The following is an 18,537-nucleotide window of genomic DNA, read 5'->3' on the forward strand; positions in this document are numbered from 1 at the left end:
GCCGCACCCCCGTGACGGCCGCCCGCCGCCGTAGCGGTCCTGTACCGGGCCTACGGGTGGTACACGACCTCCGGGAAGGCCTTCGACGGTCCGTCGAGCAGGTTGCCGCAGTGCCGGTTGCGCAGGTGGAGGTCGAAGAAGGCGCGCGGGTAGGCCTGCTGGATGAGAACGCAGCGGTCGGGGTCGATGGTGCCGACCTTGGACTGGATCTGCTGCTCGGCCATGCCGAGCAGCCTGCCCGCCTGGGGGATCAGCGTCATGTCGTCGCCGTACGAGGAGTGCACGGCGCCGGTGGCCTGGACGTCGAGGCGCCAGCCGCGCAGGTGGCCCCAGAAGGTCTCGACGTACGGGCTGGCGGCCCGGGTGTAGGCGGCGGTCATCATCATGAACGGCCGGTCGATGTCGGTGGTGATGGCGGGGTTCGACTCCATCCGGCCGTCCAGGGTGAGGCCGGCGCGGATGCGCTGGTCGGCGACCATGGCGAGGGCGGCGGCGGTGCCGCCCTTGGACCAGCCGGAGACGCCGATGTTCCGCGCGTCCAGGCTGCCGAGCAGGCCGGTCGGCAGGGCGCGGCCGTCGACGTCGGGGTTGCGACCGTTGGCGAGGTCGACGACGCGTTCGAGCAGGAAGAGCAGGTCGGCGGCGTAGTCCTTCGGGGCCAGCCCCGGGGCGACGCCGTCCCGGGTGACGACGGTCCCGTCCGGGAACTCGGTGATGCCGTCGTGGGTGTGGTCGACGGTGACGACGGCGAAGCCGTGGCTGGCCAACTCCTGGACCATGATGGTGTGGTCGGCGCGGTGGCTGCCCGCGCCGTGCGAGTAGAGGACGACAGGCAGCGGCCGGCCGGTCCGGTGGACGGGCGCGCCCTGGTGGCCGGCGGTGAGCGGGGCGAGCGTGAGAGGGAGCGGGAAGCCGACGTCGTCGAGGAAGGCCTTCAGGGCGCCCTCGGTCATCCAGGGGGCGAGCGGGTACGCGTCGGCGTTCGCGGCCCGGGCCGGGTACCAGACGGTGGCCATCAGCTCGCGGAACCTTCCGGGCCTGGCGTTCGGGTCGAGCCGGGACTCGTCGCGCAGGTGCAGCGGCACCATGCCCACCGGGAAGGGGCCGGTGGGAGCGAGCAGGGTGAGCCGCGCGGGAGAGTCGGTGCCGCCGGAGGCAGTTCCGGAGGGGACGGTGCCGGCGGAGGCGGGAGCGGCCGAGGCGGTGCGGGCAAGGCCCAGCGGCGCCACGGCGCCCAGGGCGAGGGCGGCGCCCAGCATGCGGCGGCGGGTCGGTCCGGTACGACGTGCGGTCGGCGTGGTGTCCATCGGCGTGGTGTCCATGCGCGGAACGCTGTCACGCGGGGCGGGTGGGCGGCATCAGCCCACCGGTTGACTCTCCGTCACCTCGCATTGGCCCACGGGTTTACATCCCCGGGCTGATGCGGAACGGGTGCGGGCGCGGTCCACTGCGACCCCGGCAGGCCGCGCGGACATCGACCGTCGTACCGTCGGTCGCGGTGAGGACCGGATCGGCGCGGCACAGTGCGACCACGGCGTCCCGGCCGAACTCGCCGCTGTGGTCGCGGTCGCCGAACATCGCCGCCTGCAGCGTGGGCGAGGTGAAGCCCGGCGCGCCGAGTCCGCGCCAGGATGGGCCCAGGGGCGGAGCTTCGCGACGAAGTTCCACCCCTGGGCGTTCCGGCCTTCGGGTGCCGGCCGCCTTCCTCAGCGCCGCCACTCGACTCAGTTGTAGTACAGCCAGATGTCGGCGTAGACGCTGGCGTTCCCGTGCGGGAGGATCCGCGCACGGAAGTTCCCGCCGAAGTACTTCCACGGGCTGCACGTCTTGTTCTTCGGCCCGTAGTAGTGAGCCGTCCACTGGGTGCCCGAGTCCGACACGAACAGCACGTAGTAGCCGTCGGTCAGGTGGTTGCCCCAGATGTTGAAGCAGATCTGCGCGCTTGAACCCGCCCACGCGCTGGGTGTCGCGCCGACAGTGCCCGAGTAGGAGTGGACCCGGAACGGGCCGGACGTGTTCGCCGGCCTCGCGACGGTCGCCGACGCCGGGCCGACGGCAGCGGACAACGCGGCGGTGGACAGGACCATCGCTCCGAGGGCGGCCGAGAACTTCCTGCGCATCAACTCTCCTTGCCCGGAGGCCTCAGGAGAGGCCGCATGGACCATTCGCCGAGCGAGCGAGGACACCGGCGCTCACGTCGACGAGCGCCCGGCGACCTCAACTTGACTCTACTCCAAGGGATATGGCGACAAGGCGGATTCATGACAATTGCCTCGACGCTGCTACGTTCCGCACCGAGGGCTGTTCCGTAGTCTCGCCGAGGTCCACTCCCCCAAGGCGAGTCCTACCGCATGCGAGGCCGTGAACTCGGACACCGACAGCGGCTCGAACCTTGCGGGGCGACAGCCCGGTCAGCTGGTCGCGTTGCGGTACTTGCGCACCGCGAGCCAGGAGAACAGCCCCGTGATCAGCAGTGACCAGAGCGCGGACGCCACGATCGGATGCTGCATCGGCCAGACGTGCGCGCCGTCGGCCCCGGGGTTGCCGAACAGGTCCCGGCAGGCCTGGACGGTGGCGCTGAACGGGTTCCAGTAGGCGATCGTCTGCAGCCACTTGGGCATGGTGTCCACCGGCACGAAGGCGTTGGAGAGAAACGTGAGCGGGAAGAGCCAGATCAGGCCGGCCGAACTGGCGGCCTCCGGGCTGCGCACCGACAGTCCGATCAGCGCCCCGATCCAGGAGAAGGCGTAGCCCAGCGCGAGCAGCAGCAGGAAGGCACCCAGTGCCCTGAGCACCCCGCGGTGCGCCCCCCAGCCCACCGGCATCGCCACGATCGCCAGCACCAGCAGGGTGAAGGCGCTCTGCGCCAGGTCGGCCAGAGTCCGCCCGGCGAGCACTGCCGAGCGTGTCATGGGCAGCGAGCGGAAGCGGTCCATCAGGCCCTTGGTCATGTCCTCCGCGATGCCGGCGGAGGCTCCCTCCACCGCGAAGGTGACCGTCTGGGCGAAGATCCCGGCCATGAGGAACTCGTGGTAGCCGCCGCCCGGTACGTTGATCGCGCCGCCCAGCACGTACGAGAAGAGCAGCACGAACATCACCGGCTGCAGCAGCCCGAGGATCACGATCTCGGGGATCCGGGTCATCCGGCGCAGGTTCCGCTGGGCGACCACCCAGGAATCCCGTGCCATCTGGACGACTCCGCCGCGCGGCTGCGGAATCGCCTGCCCCCTCATCACGGTGTCGACCACGGTCAGACCTCCTTGTCAGGGTCGATGTCCCCGGCCGTGTGGCCGGTGAGGAAGAGGAAGACGTCGTCGAGGGTGGGCCTGCGCAGGCCGATGTCGTCGATGAGGATGCCCCGCCCGTCCAGCTCGCGGATGACGTCGGCGAGTACCCGGGCGCCCCCGTCCACCGGCATGGCGATCCGCCGGGTGTGCTGCTCCACGCTGGGCCGGCCCTTGCCGTACGGGGTGAGCGCCGCGACGGCCGCACCGATCAGCTCGCGCCGGTGGACCACCACTTCCACCCGCTCACCCCCGATCCCTGCCTTGAGGTCGTCGGCGGAGCCGCGTGCGATCACCCGGCCGCGGTCGACCACGGCGATGTCGTGCGCGAGGCGGTCGGCCTCTTCCAGGTGCTGGGTGGTGAGCAGCAGGGTGGTGCCCTCCGCCACCAGCATCTCGATGACCTCCCACAGCGCCAGCCGGTTGCGCGGGTCCAGACCGGTGGTGGGTTCGTCGAGGAACATCACCGGGGGCCGCACCACCAGCGCGGCCGCCAGGTCGAGCCGGCGGCGCATACCGCCGGAGTAGGTCCTGGCCAGCCGGTCGGCCGCCTCGGCGAGGTCGAACCACTCCAGCAGCTCCCGGGCGCGCGCCTTGGCGGCCCTGGTCCGCATCTGGCAGAGCTGGCCGACCATCTGGAGGTTCTCCCGGCCGGTGAGGTACTCGTCGACCGCCGCGTACTGGCCGCACAGACCCATCAGACTGCGGACTCGGGCGGGGTGCCTGAGCACGTCCACGCCCGCCACGTAAGCGCTGCCGACGTCGGGCCGCAGCAGAGTGGTGAGCACCCGTACCGTGGTGCTCTTGCCCGAGCCATTGGGGCCGAGCAGGCCCAGTACCGTCCCCTCCGGCACGTCCAGGTCGACCCCGTCCAGAGCCCGTACGTCGCCGAAGGTCTTCACCAGGCCCTCGGCTCGGATGGCCGCCCTCATGCGCCTCCTCCTTCTCCCGGTGAACCACCTGACGGCCAGCGCTGGCAGGACCCCTCATTCTGCTTTCCGGCCGGGGAACGGCCCGGTAGCCCACGCGTCGGCGGGTCCTGTGTTCGCAGTGGCCCGCCCGGCAGCCCGCCCGGATGCGAGCCACCCGGGTGTGGTGGAAGTCTGGGAGAGGGACCGGGGCGGCCGATCCGCCGGGTTCCCCTGCCGAATCGAGGCGGTACCAGTGGATCTCAGGATGTCGGTCGAAGACCGGGAGGAATTCCTCGCCGGAGTGCACGTGGGGATCCTGGGGGTGGACGATCCACGCGACGGCGGAGGGCCGCTACTGCTCCCGATCTGGTACTCCTACCGGCCCGGCGGGCTGGTGACGGTCCAGACCGGGCGGGAATCGCTGAAGGCCCGGCTCATCCGCGGCGCGGGCCGGTTCAGCCTGTGCACGCAGAACGAGACGGCACCGTACCGGTACGTCAGCGTGGAGGGGCCCGTGGTGGCCGTCGAGGACCCGATCCCGCCGGCCGAACACGAGCAGCTGGCCCACCGGTACCTGGACCCGGACACGGCGACGGCGTACCTGGCGGCCAACCGTCGGCAGCTGACCGACAACATCCTCATCCGCATGAGGCCCGAAAGATGGCGGACCGCCGACTTCGCCGCCTTCGCCAAGGAGTTCGAGCATTAGCTGCCCGTGCCACCCGGACACGCGGCAGAGAGCGGGACATTCCGATGAACACCCGGGCCATGACGCACCAGGCGGCGCACGAGCACGCCGAGGAGGTGGGCTGTCCACGCGACCGCTGTCTCCACGAGCTGTTCGACGCCTGGGCGGCACGCCGCCCGCAGGCCACCGCCTGCACACAGCACGACCGCGGCATCAGCTACGGCGAGCTCAGGATCCGCTCCGACGCACTGGCCACCCGGCTGCACGACTCCGGTGTGCGGCACGGCGACATGGTCGGAGTGTGCGGGACACGGTGCCCGGAAGCGCTGGTCGCCTTCCTCGGCATCCTCAAGACCGGCGCGGCGTACGTTCCGCTCGACGACACCTCGCCGCCGGCGCGACTGCAGGCCATGGCCGAGGACGCGGGGGTGCATACCGTCGTCGTACTGCCCGGCAGCGCTCGCCGCATCCGGCGCGTGCGCACCCGTGTCAACCTGGCCGGCCCGGCACCGGCCGCCCCGGCCGCGGTACCGCGGACCCGGGTACGGCCCACCGACTGCGCCTACGTGATGTTCACCTCCGGCTCGACCGGTCGCCCCAAACCGGTGGCGATCCCGCACCGCGGAGTCGTGCGGCTGGCGGTCTCCGACCTGGTCGGCCAGCGTCCTCGGCCCGGTGAGCGGGTGCTTCACGCCTACGGCCTCTCCTCGGACGCCTCCACCATCGAGATCTGGCCCGCGCTGCTCTCCGGCGCCTGCATCGTGATCGCCGACCAGGAGGAACTGCTGTCACCGGCCGCCCTGGAGTCACTGCTGCGCTCCGAAGACGTCGGCATCGCCTATCTGACCACTGGGGTGTTCCACCACATCGCCCGCACCAGGCCGTCGGCACTGCGGTCCCTGCGGTTCGCCTCGGCCGGCGGTGAGGCGATGGACCCGGAGCTGGCCCGCGCAGTACTGGCGGCCTGCCCGGGCACCGCCGTGGTCAACTTCTACGGCCCGACCGAGAACAGCGTCGTCTCGACCGCACACCTGGTACACGATCTGCCGCCCGAGGTGACGGCCGTGCCGATCGGCCGCCCGCTGGAGAACTCCACCTACCAGGTACTGCGTGCGAACGGCACCGTCGCCGGCACCGGCGAGGAGGGCGAACTACTCGTCGGCGGAGACGGGCTCGCGCTCGGATACCTCGGCGACCCCGAGCTGACCGCAGAACGCTTCGTCGACAACCCCGTCGAACCCGGTACGCGCCTCTACCGCACCGGTGACCGAGTGCTCCGGCGCGCGGACGGCACACTGGAGTACCGGGCCCGGGTCGACAGGCAGATCAAGCTGCGCGGGCACCGCATCGAACCGGAGGAGATAGAGACCCGGCTGCGGGCGGACGACGCGGTGGGCGAAGCCGTCGTCGAACGGGACGGCGACACGCTGATCGGGTACATGACACCAGCTCATCCCGGCCAGGCACTGCCCCTGGACCACATCCGCCATTCCCTCGCCACCTGGTTGCCCGCCGTCGCGGTACCGGCGCGGCTGGTGGAACTCGCACAGTTCCCGGTCACCGCCGGAGGCAAGGTCGACCGCCATCGGCTGCGCAGGCTGACAGCGACCGAAACCACCGCCACCCTGGCAGCGGCGGACGGCCCCGGGCCCGGTCTGCAGGACACGGTGGCGCAGGTCTGGCAGCTGGTACTGGGCGTGCACCCGGCACCGGGCGACAGCTTCTTCGCCATCGGCGGCGACTCCCTGCTCGCAGCCGAGGCCGTCACCCGTACGCTGACCGCCTTCGACCTCGACGCCCGGCACGGCCGCACCCTGGTCCACAACCTGCTGCGATCCCCCGCGCTGGAGGACTTCACCGCCGCCGTCGCCACCATCAGGGACCGGCCCGGCAGGGCGAGCGCCGACACGGGACCGGTGGACTTCCGCGCCGAGGCACAGCTGGGCTTCTCCCTGCCGGCGCACCGCGGACCGGACCCCGAGTGGCGGCACCCCGGGGAGGTGCTGCTCACCGGCGCCTCCGGCTTCGTCGGCGCGTTCCTGCTGGCCGCGCTGCTGCGCCGCACCGACGCCCGGGTGCACTGCCCGGTTCGAAGCCGGGACCGTACCCACGCCCGGCAGAAGGTGGCGCGGAGCCTGGCCCGCTTCGACCTCGCCACCGCCGAAGCCGCCGACCGTATCGTGTGCTTCCCCGCCGACCTCGCCGAGCCCGGCCTCGGTCTGGGACCAGGCCACACCGACGAACTCGCCGACACCCTCGACCTGGTGATCCACGCGGCCGCGCAGGTCAACTTCATCTACCCGTACGAGGCGCTGCGCCGCACCAACGTGGAAGGCACCAGGGAAATCGTCCGGCTGGCGGCCGGACGCGGCGTACCGCTGCACTTCCTCTCCACCATCGCGGTGCTGGCCGGCTTCGGAACCGCCGGCGTACGGCACGTCGACGAGGACCTGCCGCTCGACCACGCCGACCGGCTCACCATGGGCTACGCCGAGAGCAAGTGGGTCGCCGAAGAGGTGCTGCGCAACGCCGCGGACCAAGGCCTGCCGGTGGCGATCTACCGGCCGTACGAGATCACCGGTGACCGGAACACCGGCGCCTGCAACACCGACACCGCGATCTGCTCGCTGTTCAAGACGATCAGCGAGACCGGGCTGGCCCCCGACATCCCGCTGCCGCTGGACTTCGTCCCGGTGGACTACCTCGCCGACGCGGTGGTGCACATCGCCACGAGGCACCGGACCACCCGCCGGACCTACCACCTGACCAATCCCCGCGCGGCGAGCCTGCGCGACATGCTCGACCGGATGGACGCGGGCGGCCACCGGATCAGCCGGCTCCCCTACGAGGAGTGGGTGGGCGAACTCGTCCGCCACGTCGCGCAGCACCCCACGAGCCCCACGGCCCCGTTCGTCTCCCTGTGCGTGGACCGCTGCAAGCAGGCGGACATGTCCGTCAAGGAGATGTACTTCGAGGGCACCTTCCCGACCATCGGGCGGGCCAACGTCGAACGCGACCTCGCCGCCGCGGGCCTGCACTGCCCTCCGGTCGACGCGGAGCTGCTGGACCGTTACCTGGAGTACTTCTACACCACCGGCTACATCGAGCGCCCGTGACCACAGCGCCCCCGCAAGCAGCCCCCCTCGCAAGAGGAGCGAGCATGACCTCACAGCCAACCAGCGCGCCGGCACCCGGCCCCGAGCTGGACGTACTGGAGTTCCCGCTCCCACGGCCGGGCACCATGGGCCCGCCCGAGGAGTGCGCACGGCTGCGCGAAAGCTGCCCCATGGCCAGGGTGAGGCTACCGATGGACGCGACCGCCTGGTACGCCACCCGGTACGAGGACGTCCGGGAGCTGCTCGCGGACCCCCGGCTGATCAGGCCGACCATCAACGACTGGCCGCCCCGCCCCGGGCAGACCGCGGACGACGGGCCGCGCCTGGTCACCATGGCGGAACTGGACGGCCCCCGGCACGTGGCACTGCGCAGGGCCGTGGCATCGGCGTTCAGCTCCCGAGCCGTCCGAGACCGACTGCCGCGCATCCGCGAACTCGCCGAGCACCTGCTGGAGGAGTTCGAGGAAGACGGCCGCGCCGGCGACCTGGTCGCCGGATTCACCGAACCGTTCCCGCTGCTCGTGCTGTGCGACCTGGTGGGCATCCCCTTCCAGGACCAGGACTGGTTCCTTCCGGTGCTGGACGCGGCCCTCGACGGCGTGGTGACCTCCGAGGACGCGAACAGCGTCACCGACCTGCTGCGCGAGTACATGGCCGAGCTGCTCGCACAGAAGCGGAGCCGACCCGGTGACGACGTCCTGACCCGGCTGGTCGGCCGGCGCGACGGCGGAGTGCTGCCCCATGACGAGGTGATGGCCTTCGGACTGTCCATGCTCACCGTCGGCTTCGGCATCAGCGGCTTCTTCCTGGCCGACTCGGTGCACACCCTGCTGGAGAGGCCCCAGCTGTGGGCCCGCCTACGCGACCACCGCAACCTCATGACCGGGGCGGTGGAGGAGATACTGCGGTACATGCCGGTGATGAACGGCACCGTGCTGCTGCTGGCCACCGAGGACATCGAGGCAGGCGGGCAGCGCATCCGCGAGGGCGAAGCCGTCATCCCCGTGCTGGCCTCCGCCAACCGTGACGCGAGCGTCTTCGCCGACGCCGCCCGGCTCGACCCGTGCCGCGCGGACAACCCGCACCTCACCTTCGGCCGGGGAGCCCACAACTGCGTCGGCGCCCACCTCGCACGCGCCGAACTGACCGTCGGCCTGGAGGCGTTGTTCGACCGCTTCCCCCGGCTGCGTCCGGCCGACGGGCACGAACCCCTCTGGGACGACCAGTCCGTCACCAAGTCCCCACTGACGCTCCCTGTCAGCTGGTGAACCGGCCCGCAGGCCCCTCGGCACCCGGTCGAACCCCGACGACCGAACCCTCGCGCCCGGCCGCACACGAGGAAGGGGAGGTCCACCCGTGAACACCACGCCGGAACCTCTCGTCGACGCGCCCGTCATCGACCTGCCCCTCCCCCCGCCGGGCACGATGGGGCCACCCGAGGAGTACGGCCGACTGCGCCAGGAGTGCCCGCTGGTCAAGGTCCGGCTGCCGATCGGCGCCACCGCCTGGTACGTGACCCGGTACAACGACGTCAAGGACCTGGTCGCCGACTCCCGGCTGATCCGGCCGAGCATCAACGACTGGCCGCCCTGCCCCGGCCAGGCCCCCGGTGACGAGCCGGGCCTGATCACGATGATGGAACTGGAGGGCCCCCAGCACGCCGCCCTGCGCAGGACATTGAGAGAGCCGTTCAGTGTCCGGTCCATCCGGAGCCGGCTGCCGCGCATCAGGCAGTCAGCCGACCAACTGCTCGATGCGTTCCTCGGCGGCGACCAGCCCGGCGACCTGGTCGTCCGGTTCCTCGAGCCCTTCCCCGTCATGGTGATGTGCGACCTGGTGGGCATCCCCTACGACGACAGCCAGTACTTCCTGCCCAAGGCGGACGCCGCGCTCGGGGCCATACTCACCCTGAAGGAGGGCCGCGAGGCCACCTCCCAATTGCGCGCTTACATCACCTCGCTGCTCGAGGGGAAGCGGCGCGAGCCCGATGACGACGTGCTCACCAAACTGGTCCGCGAGTGCGAGCACGGCACGCTGGACCACGAGAGCGCGGTGAGCTTCGGGCTCTCCATGCTGGTCGCCGGATACCGCACGAGCACCATGTTCCTGGCCGACGCCGTGCTGACCCTGCTGACCGTGCCCGGCGAGTACGCACGCCTGCGCGACAACCGCGACCTCATGCCCGGCGCGGTGGAGGAACTGCTGCGCTATGTACCGGTGATGAACGGCGTCGTCGTCCTCCAGGCCGTCGAGGACATCGAGCTGCACGGCCGGACGATCCGCGTCGGCGACGCCGTGCTGCCCGTACTCGCCTCCGCCAACCGAGACGGGAGTGTGTTCGCCGACGGAGACCGGCTCGACCTGTTCCGCACGGACAACCCCCACCTCACCTTCGGCCGTGGGGCGCACAACTGCGTCGGCTCCCACCTGGCACGCGCCCAGATGACCGTATGCCTGGAGGTGCTGTTCGACCGGCTCCCCCACCTGCGCCTGGCCGAAGGCCACCAGCCCATCTGGGAGGACGAGTCACCGAGCAAGTCACCCATCACCCTCCCCGTCAGCTGGAGCGCCCCCGAGGCCGCCGCGTAGGCGGCAGCCCTGGCGATGTCCCATCGCGCGCTTCGACAACGGCCGACGGGGAGACCGCCGTGGCGGCTCGCCCGGCGCCACCCAAGCTACGACACGCTGTAGGGGTTCATGGTGGGAGCCGGGTCTCGCGAGCCTGTAGCCACCACGACTACACGGGGGGCGGTGCGCCGACCACGCGGGGGCGATCGCCCGCCACGCCGGGCTGTTCGCGCACGCCACGGTCCGAGGCGTCACGGCAGCCCGGCGAGGGCGGTCGCGTCCCGCAGGAACCGCCGGGTGGGCTCGTGCCGCACCATGCCCCCGTCGGTCACCAGCATCGGCCCGAGCACCGGGTCGGCCGCGGGCTCCTCGCCCCGCAGCAGGCGGTCGAGCAGTGCGAGCGCGTTGTGGCCGTACGCGAGCGAGGCGGTCGCGGGCACCTGGGCGGCGAGTTCCCCGGCGCCGATGACCGTCACCCCGTCGCCGACCAGCGCGGCGGAGTCCGGCCGGACGCCCTCGACGGTGCCGCCCTCCGGGCCGGCCGCCAGGTCCACCAGCACCGAGCCCGGCCGCATCCGTTCCACCGCCGCCGTGCGGAGCAGCACCGGGGGCGTCCGGCCGGGCAGGTCGAGGGCCGTGACGACCACGTCGTGGTGGGCGACGGCCTCGGCGAGGCCGGCCACCCAGTCCGGGCGGCGTTCACGGTCGAGGGTGTCCCACAGGTCCCGGTCGTCCGCCACCGGGGGGAGTCCGGGCAGGTCCAGCAGTTCGGCGCCCAGGGCGGCGACCGCCGCGCGCTCGCGCCGGCGCGGTTCGACCGCTCGGACCAGCGCGCCCAGGCGGTGGGCCGTGTCGATCGCCTGCAGCCCCGCGTGACCGGCGCCGACCACCAGCACCCGGACCGGGTCGAACAGCCCGTCCGTGGTGCCCCACGGCGGTAGGCAGCGGTCCAGTCGGGTGGCGGCCAGCAGGACCGCCCGGTAGCCGGCCGCCCGGCCCTGGGAGGCCTCGGCGTCGAGCGGGTAGGCGTCGGGCAGGTCCGGTGCCAGGTCGAGGCCGATCGCCGTCACCGCGCGGTCGGCCCACTGCCGGACCAGGTACGGGATCCGGTGCGGGCGTACCAGTGCGGCCAGTACCTGGCCGGGGCGCAGGTCGCGCACCGGGTCGACGTTCGGCGGGTGGATGCCGAGCAGGACGTCCGCCCGGCGGAGCAGTTCGGCCCGTCCGACCACGGCGGCGCCCGCCGCCAGGTAGTCGGCGTCGTGGTGCCCGGCCAGGGCGCCGGCGCCGGGCTCGACCAGGACGGTCGCGCCGAGGCGGACGGCGGCCGGTACCAGCTCGGGCACCAGGGCCACCCGGCGCTCGCCGGGTGCGGTCTCGCGGAGCACGCCTACCGTCGTGGTCGTCATCGCTGCCTCCGTTGCCCCCGGTCGGCCCGCACGCCCAGTATGTCCCGTTTGGCCGTCGTCTTCGCTTGGCCGGATACTCGTGCGCGGGGCTACTCGCGCACGGGGCGACGACACGCGGCACGGCGGAGGGAGCCGGTCATGGCCTCCAGGGGCTGGCAGTTCTGGGTGGACCGGGGCGGCACCTTCACCGATGTGGTCGCGCTCACCCCGGACGGCCGCCTGCTGACCCACAAGCTGCTCTCGCACGACCCGGCCCGCTACCGGGACCCCGCCGTCGCCGGGATCCGGGCCCTGCTCCCGCCGGGAGCGGACATCGAGTCCGTCCGGATGGGCACCACCGTGGCCACCAACGCCCTGCTGGAGCGCACCGGGGAGCCGACCGCGCTGTGCATCACCCGCGGCTTCGCGGACGCGCTGCGGATCGGCTACCAGAACCGGCCGCAGATCTTCGCCCGCGGGATCACCCTGCCCGAGCCGCTGTACGCCCGGGTGGTCGAGGTGGACGAGCGGATCGCCGCCGACGGCGAGGTGCTGCGCCCGCCCGACCTCGACCGGCTCGCGGAGGACCTGCGCGACTGTCTGGACGCCGGAATCCGCTCCGTCGCCGTGGTCTGCCTGCACAGCTACCTGCACCCCGCCCACGAGCGAGCGATCGGGCGCCTCGCCGAGCGACTCGGGTTCGACCAGGTGTCGCTGTCCAGCGAGGCGAGCCCGCTGATGAAGCTGGTGCCGCGCGGGGACACCGCCGTCGTCGACGCCTACCTCAACCCCGGCCTGCGCCGCTACGTTCGGCGAGTGGCGGACGAACTGGCCGGTGTCCGGCTGATGTTCATGCAGTCCAACGGCGGGCTGGCGGAGGCCGGGCACTTCCGGGGCAAGGACGCGATCCTCTCCGGCCCGGCCGGCGGCATCGTCGGCATGGTGCGGATGTCCGAACTGGCCGGCCACCAGCGGGTGATCGGCTTCGACATGGGCGGCACGTCCACGGACGTGTCGCACTTCGCGGGCGAGTACGAGCGGGTGGTGACCACCCAGGTCGCCGGGGTGCGGCTGCGGGCGCCGATGCTCGCCATCCACACCGTCGCGGCGGGCGGCGGCTCGGTGCTGCGCTTCGACGGCGAGCGGCTGCGGGTCGGGCCGGACTCGGCCGGCGCGGCCCCCGGGCCGGCCTGCTACCGGGGCGGCGGTCCGCTGACCGTGACCGACGCCAACCTGCTGCTCGGCCGGATCCAGGCCGGGCACTTCCCGCACGTCTTCGGGCCGGACGGCGACCAGCCGCTCGACCAGGAGCTGACCGAACGCCGGTTCGCCGAACTGGCCGAGGAGATCGGCGACCGTACGGCCGAGGAGACGGCCGAGGGCTTCCTGCGGATCGCCGTGGGCAACATCGCCAACGCGATCAAGCGGATCTCCGTCCAGCAGGGCCACGACGTCACCCGCTACGCCCTGACCACCTTCGGCGGAGCGGGCGGCCAGGTCGCCTGCCCGGTGGCCGAGGCGCTGGGCATCCGCACCGTGCTCGTCCCGCCGATGGCCGGCGTGCTGTCCGCCCTCGGCATCGGCCTGGCCGACACCACCGTGCTGCGCGAGCACGCCGTCGAACGGCCGCTGGCGGAGCAGGAGATGGCCGCCGTCCACACCCTCGCCGAGGAGCTGGCGGCGGCGGCCACCGAGCAGCTGCTCGACCAGGGCGTGCCGGAGGACCGGATCCGGCTGGCCCACCGGGCCCGGCTGCGCTACCAGGGCACCGACACCACGATCGGCGTCCCCCTCGGCGAACCGACCGACATGAAGTCCGAGTTCGAGGAGCGCCACCGGGCCACCTACTCCTTCCTGATGGACCGCCCGCTGGTGATCGAGGCCCTGGCCGTCGAGGGCACCGGCGTCACCGAGCAGCCGGAACTGGACGCCCTCTCCCCCACCTCCGAGGCCGAGGCGGAGCCCACCACCGTCTCGCTGTACACCCACGGCGAACGGCGCCACGTCCCCCTGCTGGAGCGGGAATCCATGCGCCCCACGGACACCGTGACCGGCCCGGCCGTGATCGCCGAGGCCAACGCCACCACCGTGGTGGACGACGGCTGGCAGGCCACCGTGACGGAGGCCGGGCACCTGCGGGTGGAACACGTCGAGGCCCGCGCGGACGAAGCCGTCACCGCCGCCGCCGACCCCGTCCTGCTGGAGGTCTTCAACAACCTCTTCATGGCGATCGCCCAACAGATGGGGGCCCGGCTGGAGTCCACCGCGCAGTCGGTCAACATCAAGGAGCGGCTGGACTTCTCCTGCGCCCTCTTCGACCCGGACGGCAACCTCGTCGCCAACGCCCCGCACATCCCGGTCCACCTCGGCTCGATGGGCACCACCGTCAAGGAGGTGATCCGCCGCCGCGGCCCGGACCTGCGCCCCGGCGACACCTACGCGGTCAACGACCCGTACCACGGCGGCACCCACCTGCCCGACATCACCGTGGTGACCCCGGTCTTCGACCCGGACGGGCAGGAGGTTCTGTTCTTCGTCGCCTCCCGCGGCCACCACGCCGAGATCGGCGGCATCACCCCCGGCTCGATGCCCGCCGCCAGCCGGGAGATCGAGGAGGAGGGCGTGCTCTTCGACAACTGGCCGCTGGTGGTGGACGGGCGGCTGCGCGAGGCCGAGACCGTACGGCTGCTCACCGAGGCCCGCTACCCGTCCCGCGACCCGGACACCAACCTGGCCGACCTGCGCGCCCAGATCGCCGCCAACCGCAAGGGCGTCGACGAGGTCAACGCGATGATCGACCACTTCGGCCTCGGCGTCGTCCAGGCCTACATGCGGCACGTCCAGGACAACGCCGAGCAGGCGGTACGCCGGGCCATCGACGGCCTGACCGACGGCAGCTACCGCTACGAGACCGACTCCGGCGCGGTGATCGCCGTCGAGGTCCGGGTGGACCGCGACGACCGCAGCGCCACCATCGACTTCACCGGCACCTCGCCCCAGCTCGGGAGCAACCTCAACGCCCCCTCCGCCGTGGTCACCGCCGCCGTCCTCTATGTCTTCCGCACCCTCGTCGCCGACGACATCCCGCTCAACGACGGCTGCCTGCGCCCGCTGCGGATCGTCGTCCCGCCCGGATCGATGCTCGCCCCGGCCCACCCCGCCGCCGTCGCCGCCGGCAACGTCGAGACCTCGCAGGCCATCACCGGCGCGCTCTACGCCGCGCTCGGCGTGCAGGCCGAGGGCTCCGGCACGATGAACAACCTCAGCTTCGGGAACGAAAACCACCAGTACTACGAGACCATCGCCTCCGGCTCCGGCGCCGGCCCCGGCTTCCACGGCGCCGACGTCGTCCAGACCCACATGACCAACTCCCGCCTCACCGACCCCGAGGTCCTGGAGTGGCGCCTGCCCGTCCTGGTCGAGGAGTTCGCCGTCCGCCCCGACAGCGGCGGCACCGGCCGCTGGCACGGCGGCAACGGCGCGCTGCGCCGACTGCGCTTCCGCGAACCGATGACCGTCAGCCTGCTCTCCGGCCACCGCCGCGTCGCACCGTACGGCATGGCCGGCGGCTCCCCCGGCGGCCTCGGCGCCAACCGGATCCTGCGCGCCGACGGCACCGTCGAGGACCTGCCCGGCTGCGGCAGCGCCGATGTCGACGCCGGGGACGCGCTGGAGGTCCGCACCCCGGGCGGGGGCGGCTACGGGAAACTCCGGACGCGTCGTCAGACGGCGGCCGCGGCCCTGGGAGAGCCCATGGCGGGCCCCTGGTGATTGGAGACCGCCAGGACCTTCAGTGGGAACTTCGCCGACCTCGGGGGCGGCCATACCGACGAGGACCCGGACGGTGCCGCATCCTGGCCACACACCGCCGAGCCGAGAGGGAGACGCCCTTGCGTATCACCGACGCCCGCACCGGGCAGCGCATCGAGGTCCGCCCGCACCGGGTCGGGCTCCTGCACGCGATCGTCGACGTCGGCGAGCAGGGCCGCCCGTTCGGCCTCGGGGACCTGCGCGCCCTGGTGGCCGGTGACGTGCTCGCCCGCACCTGCGAGGCCCAGGGCCTGCAGGTGATCACCGAACTCGTCGTCCCGGACGCCCCCGGGGAGGGGACCCGGGCCCTGCTGGAGGCCGCCGACCGGCTCGGCGTCCACCCACCCGCCGGGCTGAGCACACGTCACGAGGTGGCCGGCTCGGACCGGGCCGCGGTCGACCTCGCCATCACCAGCCGCTCGGCCGAGCGTTGCCACCCGCCGTCCGCGCCGCTCCTGGTCACCGGTCCGGTGAGGGGGCCCCACCACGCCCGTCCGGACTCCGGAGCCGAATCCCCGGCCTCGATCACCGTGGACCGGCACGACCCCCTCGCACTGCGCCTCGCCTTCCTCGAACACGCCGTCACCGCCCCGATCCGGCTCACCGACGACGACTTGGCGAACGCCGCGGCGCGGCTGGCCCGCTGGCGCGCCCTGGTGGCCGACAGCGCCCGCGAGCCGTCCCGCCCGCCGGAGGCCGACATGGTCCAGGCGGGCTTCGACGGCCTCGACGAGGATCTGGACGCCCGGGTCGCGGTACGCGCCCTGCACGCGCTGGAGGCCCGGGCCGCCCTGCCGGACGGCGCCCGTTTCGAGACCTTCGTGCGCCTGGACCAGATCCTCGCCCTCGAACTCGGCCGCGACATCGGCCGGACGCCCGGCTGACCCGGCCGGTGTCGTGGCCGTACGTACGGTCTCCGGCGGGGAGCATCGCGATGTGACGTTCTGATTCGTCGCGTTCCGTTCAAGCTCCGATTACCCCATCATGGGACGGTGTCCCGCGCGCCTACGCGCGTAGCACCGCCCCCTGTACCCCCACGGCACAAGGAGCTTGACCCATGCTCAGACACACTGGCGCCATCCGCCCGCTCGCCCTGGGCGCCGTCGCCCTGACCGTGCTCGCCGGCGCGAGCGCCGCACCCCACCGGGCCGAGGCGGCGACCGTGACGTCCACCGCCACGACCACCCAGCACCGCGTCCTGTTCGACAACAGCAAGGCGGAGACCGCCGGCAACGCGGACTGGATCATCAGCACCAGCCAGCCCGACCCGCTCGGCGAGAACGCCAACCCGCAGTCCGAGACCGACTGGACGGGCGCCCTCTCCAGCTGGGGCGTCGCTCTCCAGAAGACCGGCCAGTACAGCCTCAAGACCCTGCCGAGCGGCTCCACCATCACCTACGGCACCGGCGGAGCGCTGGACCTCGCCAACTTCGACGAGTTCGTCCTGCCCGAGCCGAACATCCGGCTGAGCGACTCCGAGAAGACCGCGATCATGACGTTCGTCCAGAACGGCGGCGGGCTGTTCCTGATCTCCGACCACACCGGCAGCGACCGCAACAACGACGGCTGGGACTCCCCCGCCGTCATCAACGACCTGATGACCACCAACTCGGTCAACAGCAACGACCCGTTCGGGCTCTCGGTCGACCTGCTCAACATCCAGACGGACAACCCGACCGCCGTCAACGACGCCACCGACCCCGTCCTGCACGGCCCCTTCGGCACCGTCACCGGCAGCATCATCCGCAACGGCACCACCTTCACCCTCAAGCCCGCCGACAACCCCTCCGTCAAGGGCATCGTCTACCGCACCGGCTACTCCGGTACCACCGGCGCCTTCTTCGCCACCAGCAGCTTCGGCAAGGGCCGGGTCGCGCTCTGGGGCGACAGCTCGGCCATCGACGACGGCACGGGCGAATCCGGCAAGACCCTCTACAACGGCTGGAACGACCCGGCCGGCACCGACGCCGCGCTCGGCCTCAACGCCACCGCCTGGCTCGCCGCCGGCAGCGGCGGCAGCACCGCCGGCAGCGTCACCCTCACCAACCCCGGCGCCCGCACGGCCACCGCCGGGACCGCCACCAGCCTCCAGCTCTCCGCCACCGACACGGCCGGCGGAAGCCTGAGCTACGCCGCGACCGGCCTGCCCGCCGGCCTGAGCGTCAACACCGCGACCGGTCTGATCAGCGGCACCCCGACCACCGCCGGGACCTACTCCGTGACGGCCACCGCGACCGACTCCACCGGTCCGTCCTCCTCCGTCACCTTCACCTGGACCGTCCAGACCTCCGGCAGCGGCGGCTGCACCGCGGCCCAGCTGCTCACCAACCCCGGCTTCGAGGCCGGTACGACGGCCGGCTGGACGGAGACCAACACCAGCGGCACCAGCACCATCAACAGCAGCTCCAGCGAGCCGCCGCACTCCGGCACGTACGACGCCTGGCTGGACGGGTACGGCAGCACCAACACCGACACGCTCGCCCAGACGGTGACCCTGCCGGCCGGCTGCAGCAGCTACACCTTCAGCTTCTGGCTGCACATCGACACCGCCGCGAGCAACACCACCGCCTTCGACACGCTGAAGGTCACCGCGAACGGCACCACCCTGGCGACCTACTCCAACGTCAACGCGGCCACCGGCTACCAGCAGCACAGCTTCAACCTGTCCGCCTACGCCGGCCAGACCGTGACCCTCAAGTTCACCGGCGCCGAGGACTACACCAAGCAGACCTCCTTCGTCCTCGACGACACCGCCGTCAACGTGGCGTGAGC

At 72.3% G+C, this 18,537-nt stretch carries 13 protein-coding genes; 7 read left to right on the forward strand and 6 right to left on the reverse strand.

Going from position 1 to position 18,537, the window contains the following annotated elements; genetic code table 11:
* Nucleotides 1–50: 50 nt before the first annotated feature.
* From ACFVWU_RS33500 to ACFVWU_RS33520, 5 genes are all read right to left on the reverse strand, one after another.
* Nucleotides 51–1,322, reverse strand: coding sequence for an alpha/beta hydrolase family protein (locus ACFVWU_RS33500; RefSeq protein WP_387627838.1), 1,272 nt, complete (start codon nucleotides 1,320–1,322; stop codon nucleotides 51–53).
* An 82-nt stretch (nucleotides 1,323–1,404) separates the two neighbouring features.
* A complete protein-coding gene (locus ACFVWU_RS33505; protein WP_387627839.1) occupies nucleotides 1,405–1,668 on the reverse strand; it encodes a hypothetical protein in 264 nt (87 codons plus the stop codon).
* Between the two features lie 56 nt (nucleotides 1,669–1,724).
* Nucleotides 1,725–2,120, reverse strand: a complete 396-nt coding sequence (locus tag ACFVWU_RS33510; RefSeq protein WP_387627841.1) for a hypothetical protein — start codon at nucleotides 2,118–2,120, stop codon at nucleotides 1,725–1,727.
* 291 nt (nucleotides 2,121–2,411) lie between these two features.
* Complete coding sequence (locus ACFVWU_RS33515; RefSeq protein WP_387627870.1) at nucleotides 2,412–3,233, reverse strand: ABC transporter permease; 822 nt, start codon at nucleotides 3,231–3,233, stop codon at nucleotides 2,412–2,414.
* A 17-nt stretch (nucleotides 3,234–3,250) separates the two neighbouring features.
* On the reverse strand, nucleotides 3,251–4,216 hold the full coding sequence (locus tag ACFVWU_RS33520; protein ID WP_387627842.1) for an ATP-binding cassette domain-containing protein: 966 nt from the start codon (nucleotides 4,214–4,216) through the stop codon (nucleotides 3,251–3,253).
* Nucleotides 4,217–4,460: 244 nt separating this feature from the next.
* Between ACFVWU_RS33520 and ACFVWU_RS33525 the strand changes: the two genes are divergently transcribed.
* The 4 genes from ACFVWU_RS33525 to ACFVWU_RS33540 all read left to right on the forward strand — a co-directional run bounded on the left by ACFVWU_RS33525 (nucleotide 4,461) and on the right by ACFVWU_RS33540 (nucleotide 10,588).
* Nucleotides 4,461–4,904, forward strand: a complete 444-nt coding sequence (locus ACFVWU_RS33525; protein WP_387627843.1) for a pyridoxamine 5'-phosphate oxidase family protein — start codon at nucleotides 4,461–4,463, stop codon at nucleotides 4,902–4,904.
* Nucleotides 4,905–4,948: 44 nt separating this feature from the next.
* A complete protein-coding gene (locus ACFVWU_RS33530) occupies nucleotides 4,949–7,999 on the forward strand; it encodes an amino acid adenylation domain-containing protein (protein WP_387627845.1) in 3,051 nt (1,016 codons plus the stop codon).
* A gap of 44 nt (nucleotides 8,000–8,043) precedes the next feature.
* Nucleotides 8,044–9,267 carry a cytochrome P450 gene (locus ACFVWU_RS33535; protein WP_387627847.1) on the forward strand — a complete coding sequence of 408 codons (1,224 nt, stop codon included), beginning with the start codon at nucleotides 8,044–8,046 and terminating at the stop codon, nucleotides 9,265–9,267.
* Between the two features lie 88 nt (nucleotides 9,268–9,355).
* Complete coding sequence (locus tag ACFVWU_RS33540; RefSeq protein ID WP_387627849.1) at nucleotides 9,356–10,588, forward strand: cytochrome P450; 1,233 nt, start codon at nucleotides 9,356–9,358, stop codon at nucleotides 10,586–10,588.
* A gap of 230 nt (nucleotides 10,589–10,818) precedes the next feature.
* On the opposite strand, the gene ACFVWU_RS33545 is transcribed toward ACFVWU_RS33540, so the two are convergent.
* Entirely contained in the window at nucleotides 10,819–11,976 is a 1,158-nt protein-coding gene (locus ACFVWU_RS33545; RefSeq protein WP_387627851.1) for an NAD(P) transhydrogenase subunit alpha, read from the reverse strand.
* A 138-nt stretch (nucleotides 11,977–12,114) separates the two neighbouring features.
* On the opposite strand from ACFVWU_RS33545, the gene ACFVWU_RS33550 reads away from it, so the two are divergent.
* From ACFVWU_RS33550 to ACFVWU_RS33560, 3 genes are all read left to right on the forward strand, one after another.
* The gene (locus tag ACFVWU_RS33550) at nucleotides 12,115–15,726 is read left to right on the forward strand and encodes a hydantoinase B/oxoprolinase family protein (RefSeq protein WP_387627853.1); all 3,612 of its coding nucleotides are present in this window, start codon (nucleotides 12,115–12,117) and stop codon (nucleotides 15,724–15,726) included.
* Between the two features lie 119 nt (nucleotides 15,727–15,845).
* Entirely contained in the window at nucleotides 15,846–16,649 is an 804-nt protein-coding gene (locus tag ACFVWU_RS33555) for a hypothetical protein (RefSeq protein WP_387627854.1), read from the forward strand.
* Nucleotides 16,650–16,822: 173 nt separating this feature from the next.
* On the forward strand, nucleotides 16,823–18,535 hold the full coding sequence (locus ACFVWU_RS33560) for a putative Ig domain-containing protein (protein ID WP_387627855.1): 1,713 nt from the start codon (nucleotides 16,823–16,825) through the stop codon (nucleotides 18,533–18,535).
* Nucleotides 18,536–18,537 lie beyond the last annotated feature (2 nt).

It is taken from the genome of Kitasatospora sp. NPDC058190 (assembly GCF_042883685.1).
In the GTDB taxonomy this organism is placed as follows: Bacteria; Actinomycetota; Actinomycetes; order Streptomycetales; family Streptomycetaceae; genus Kitasatospora.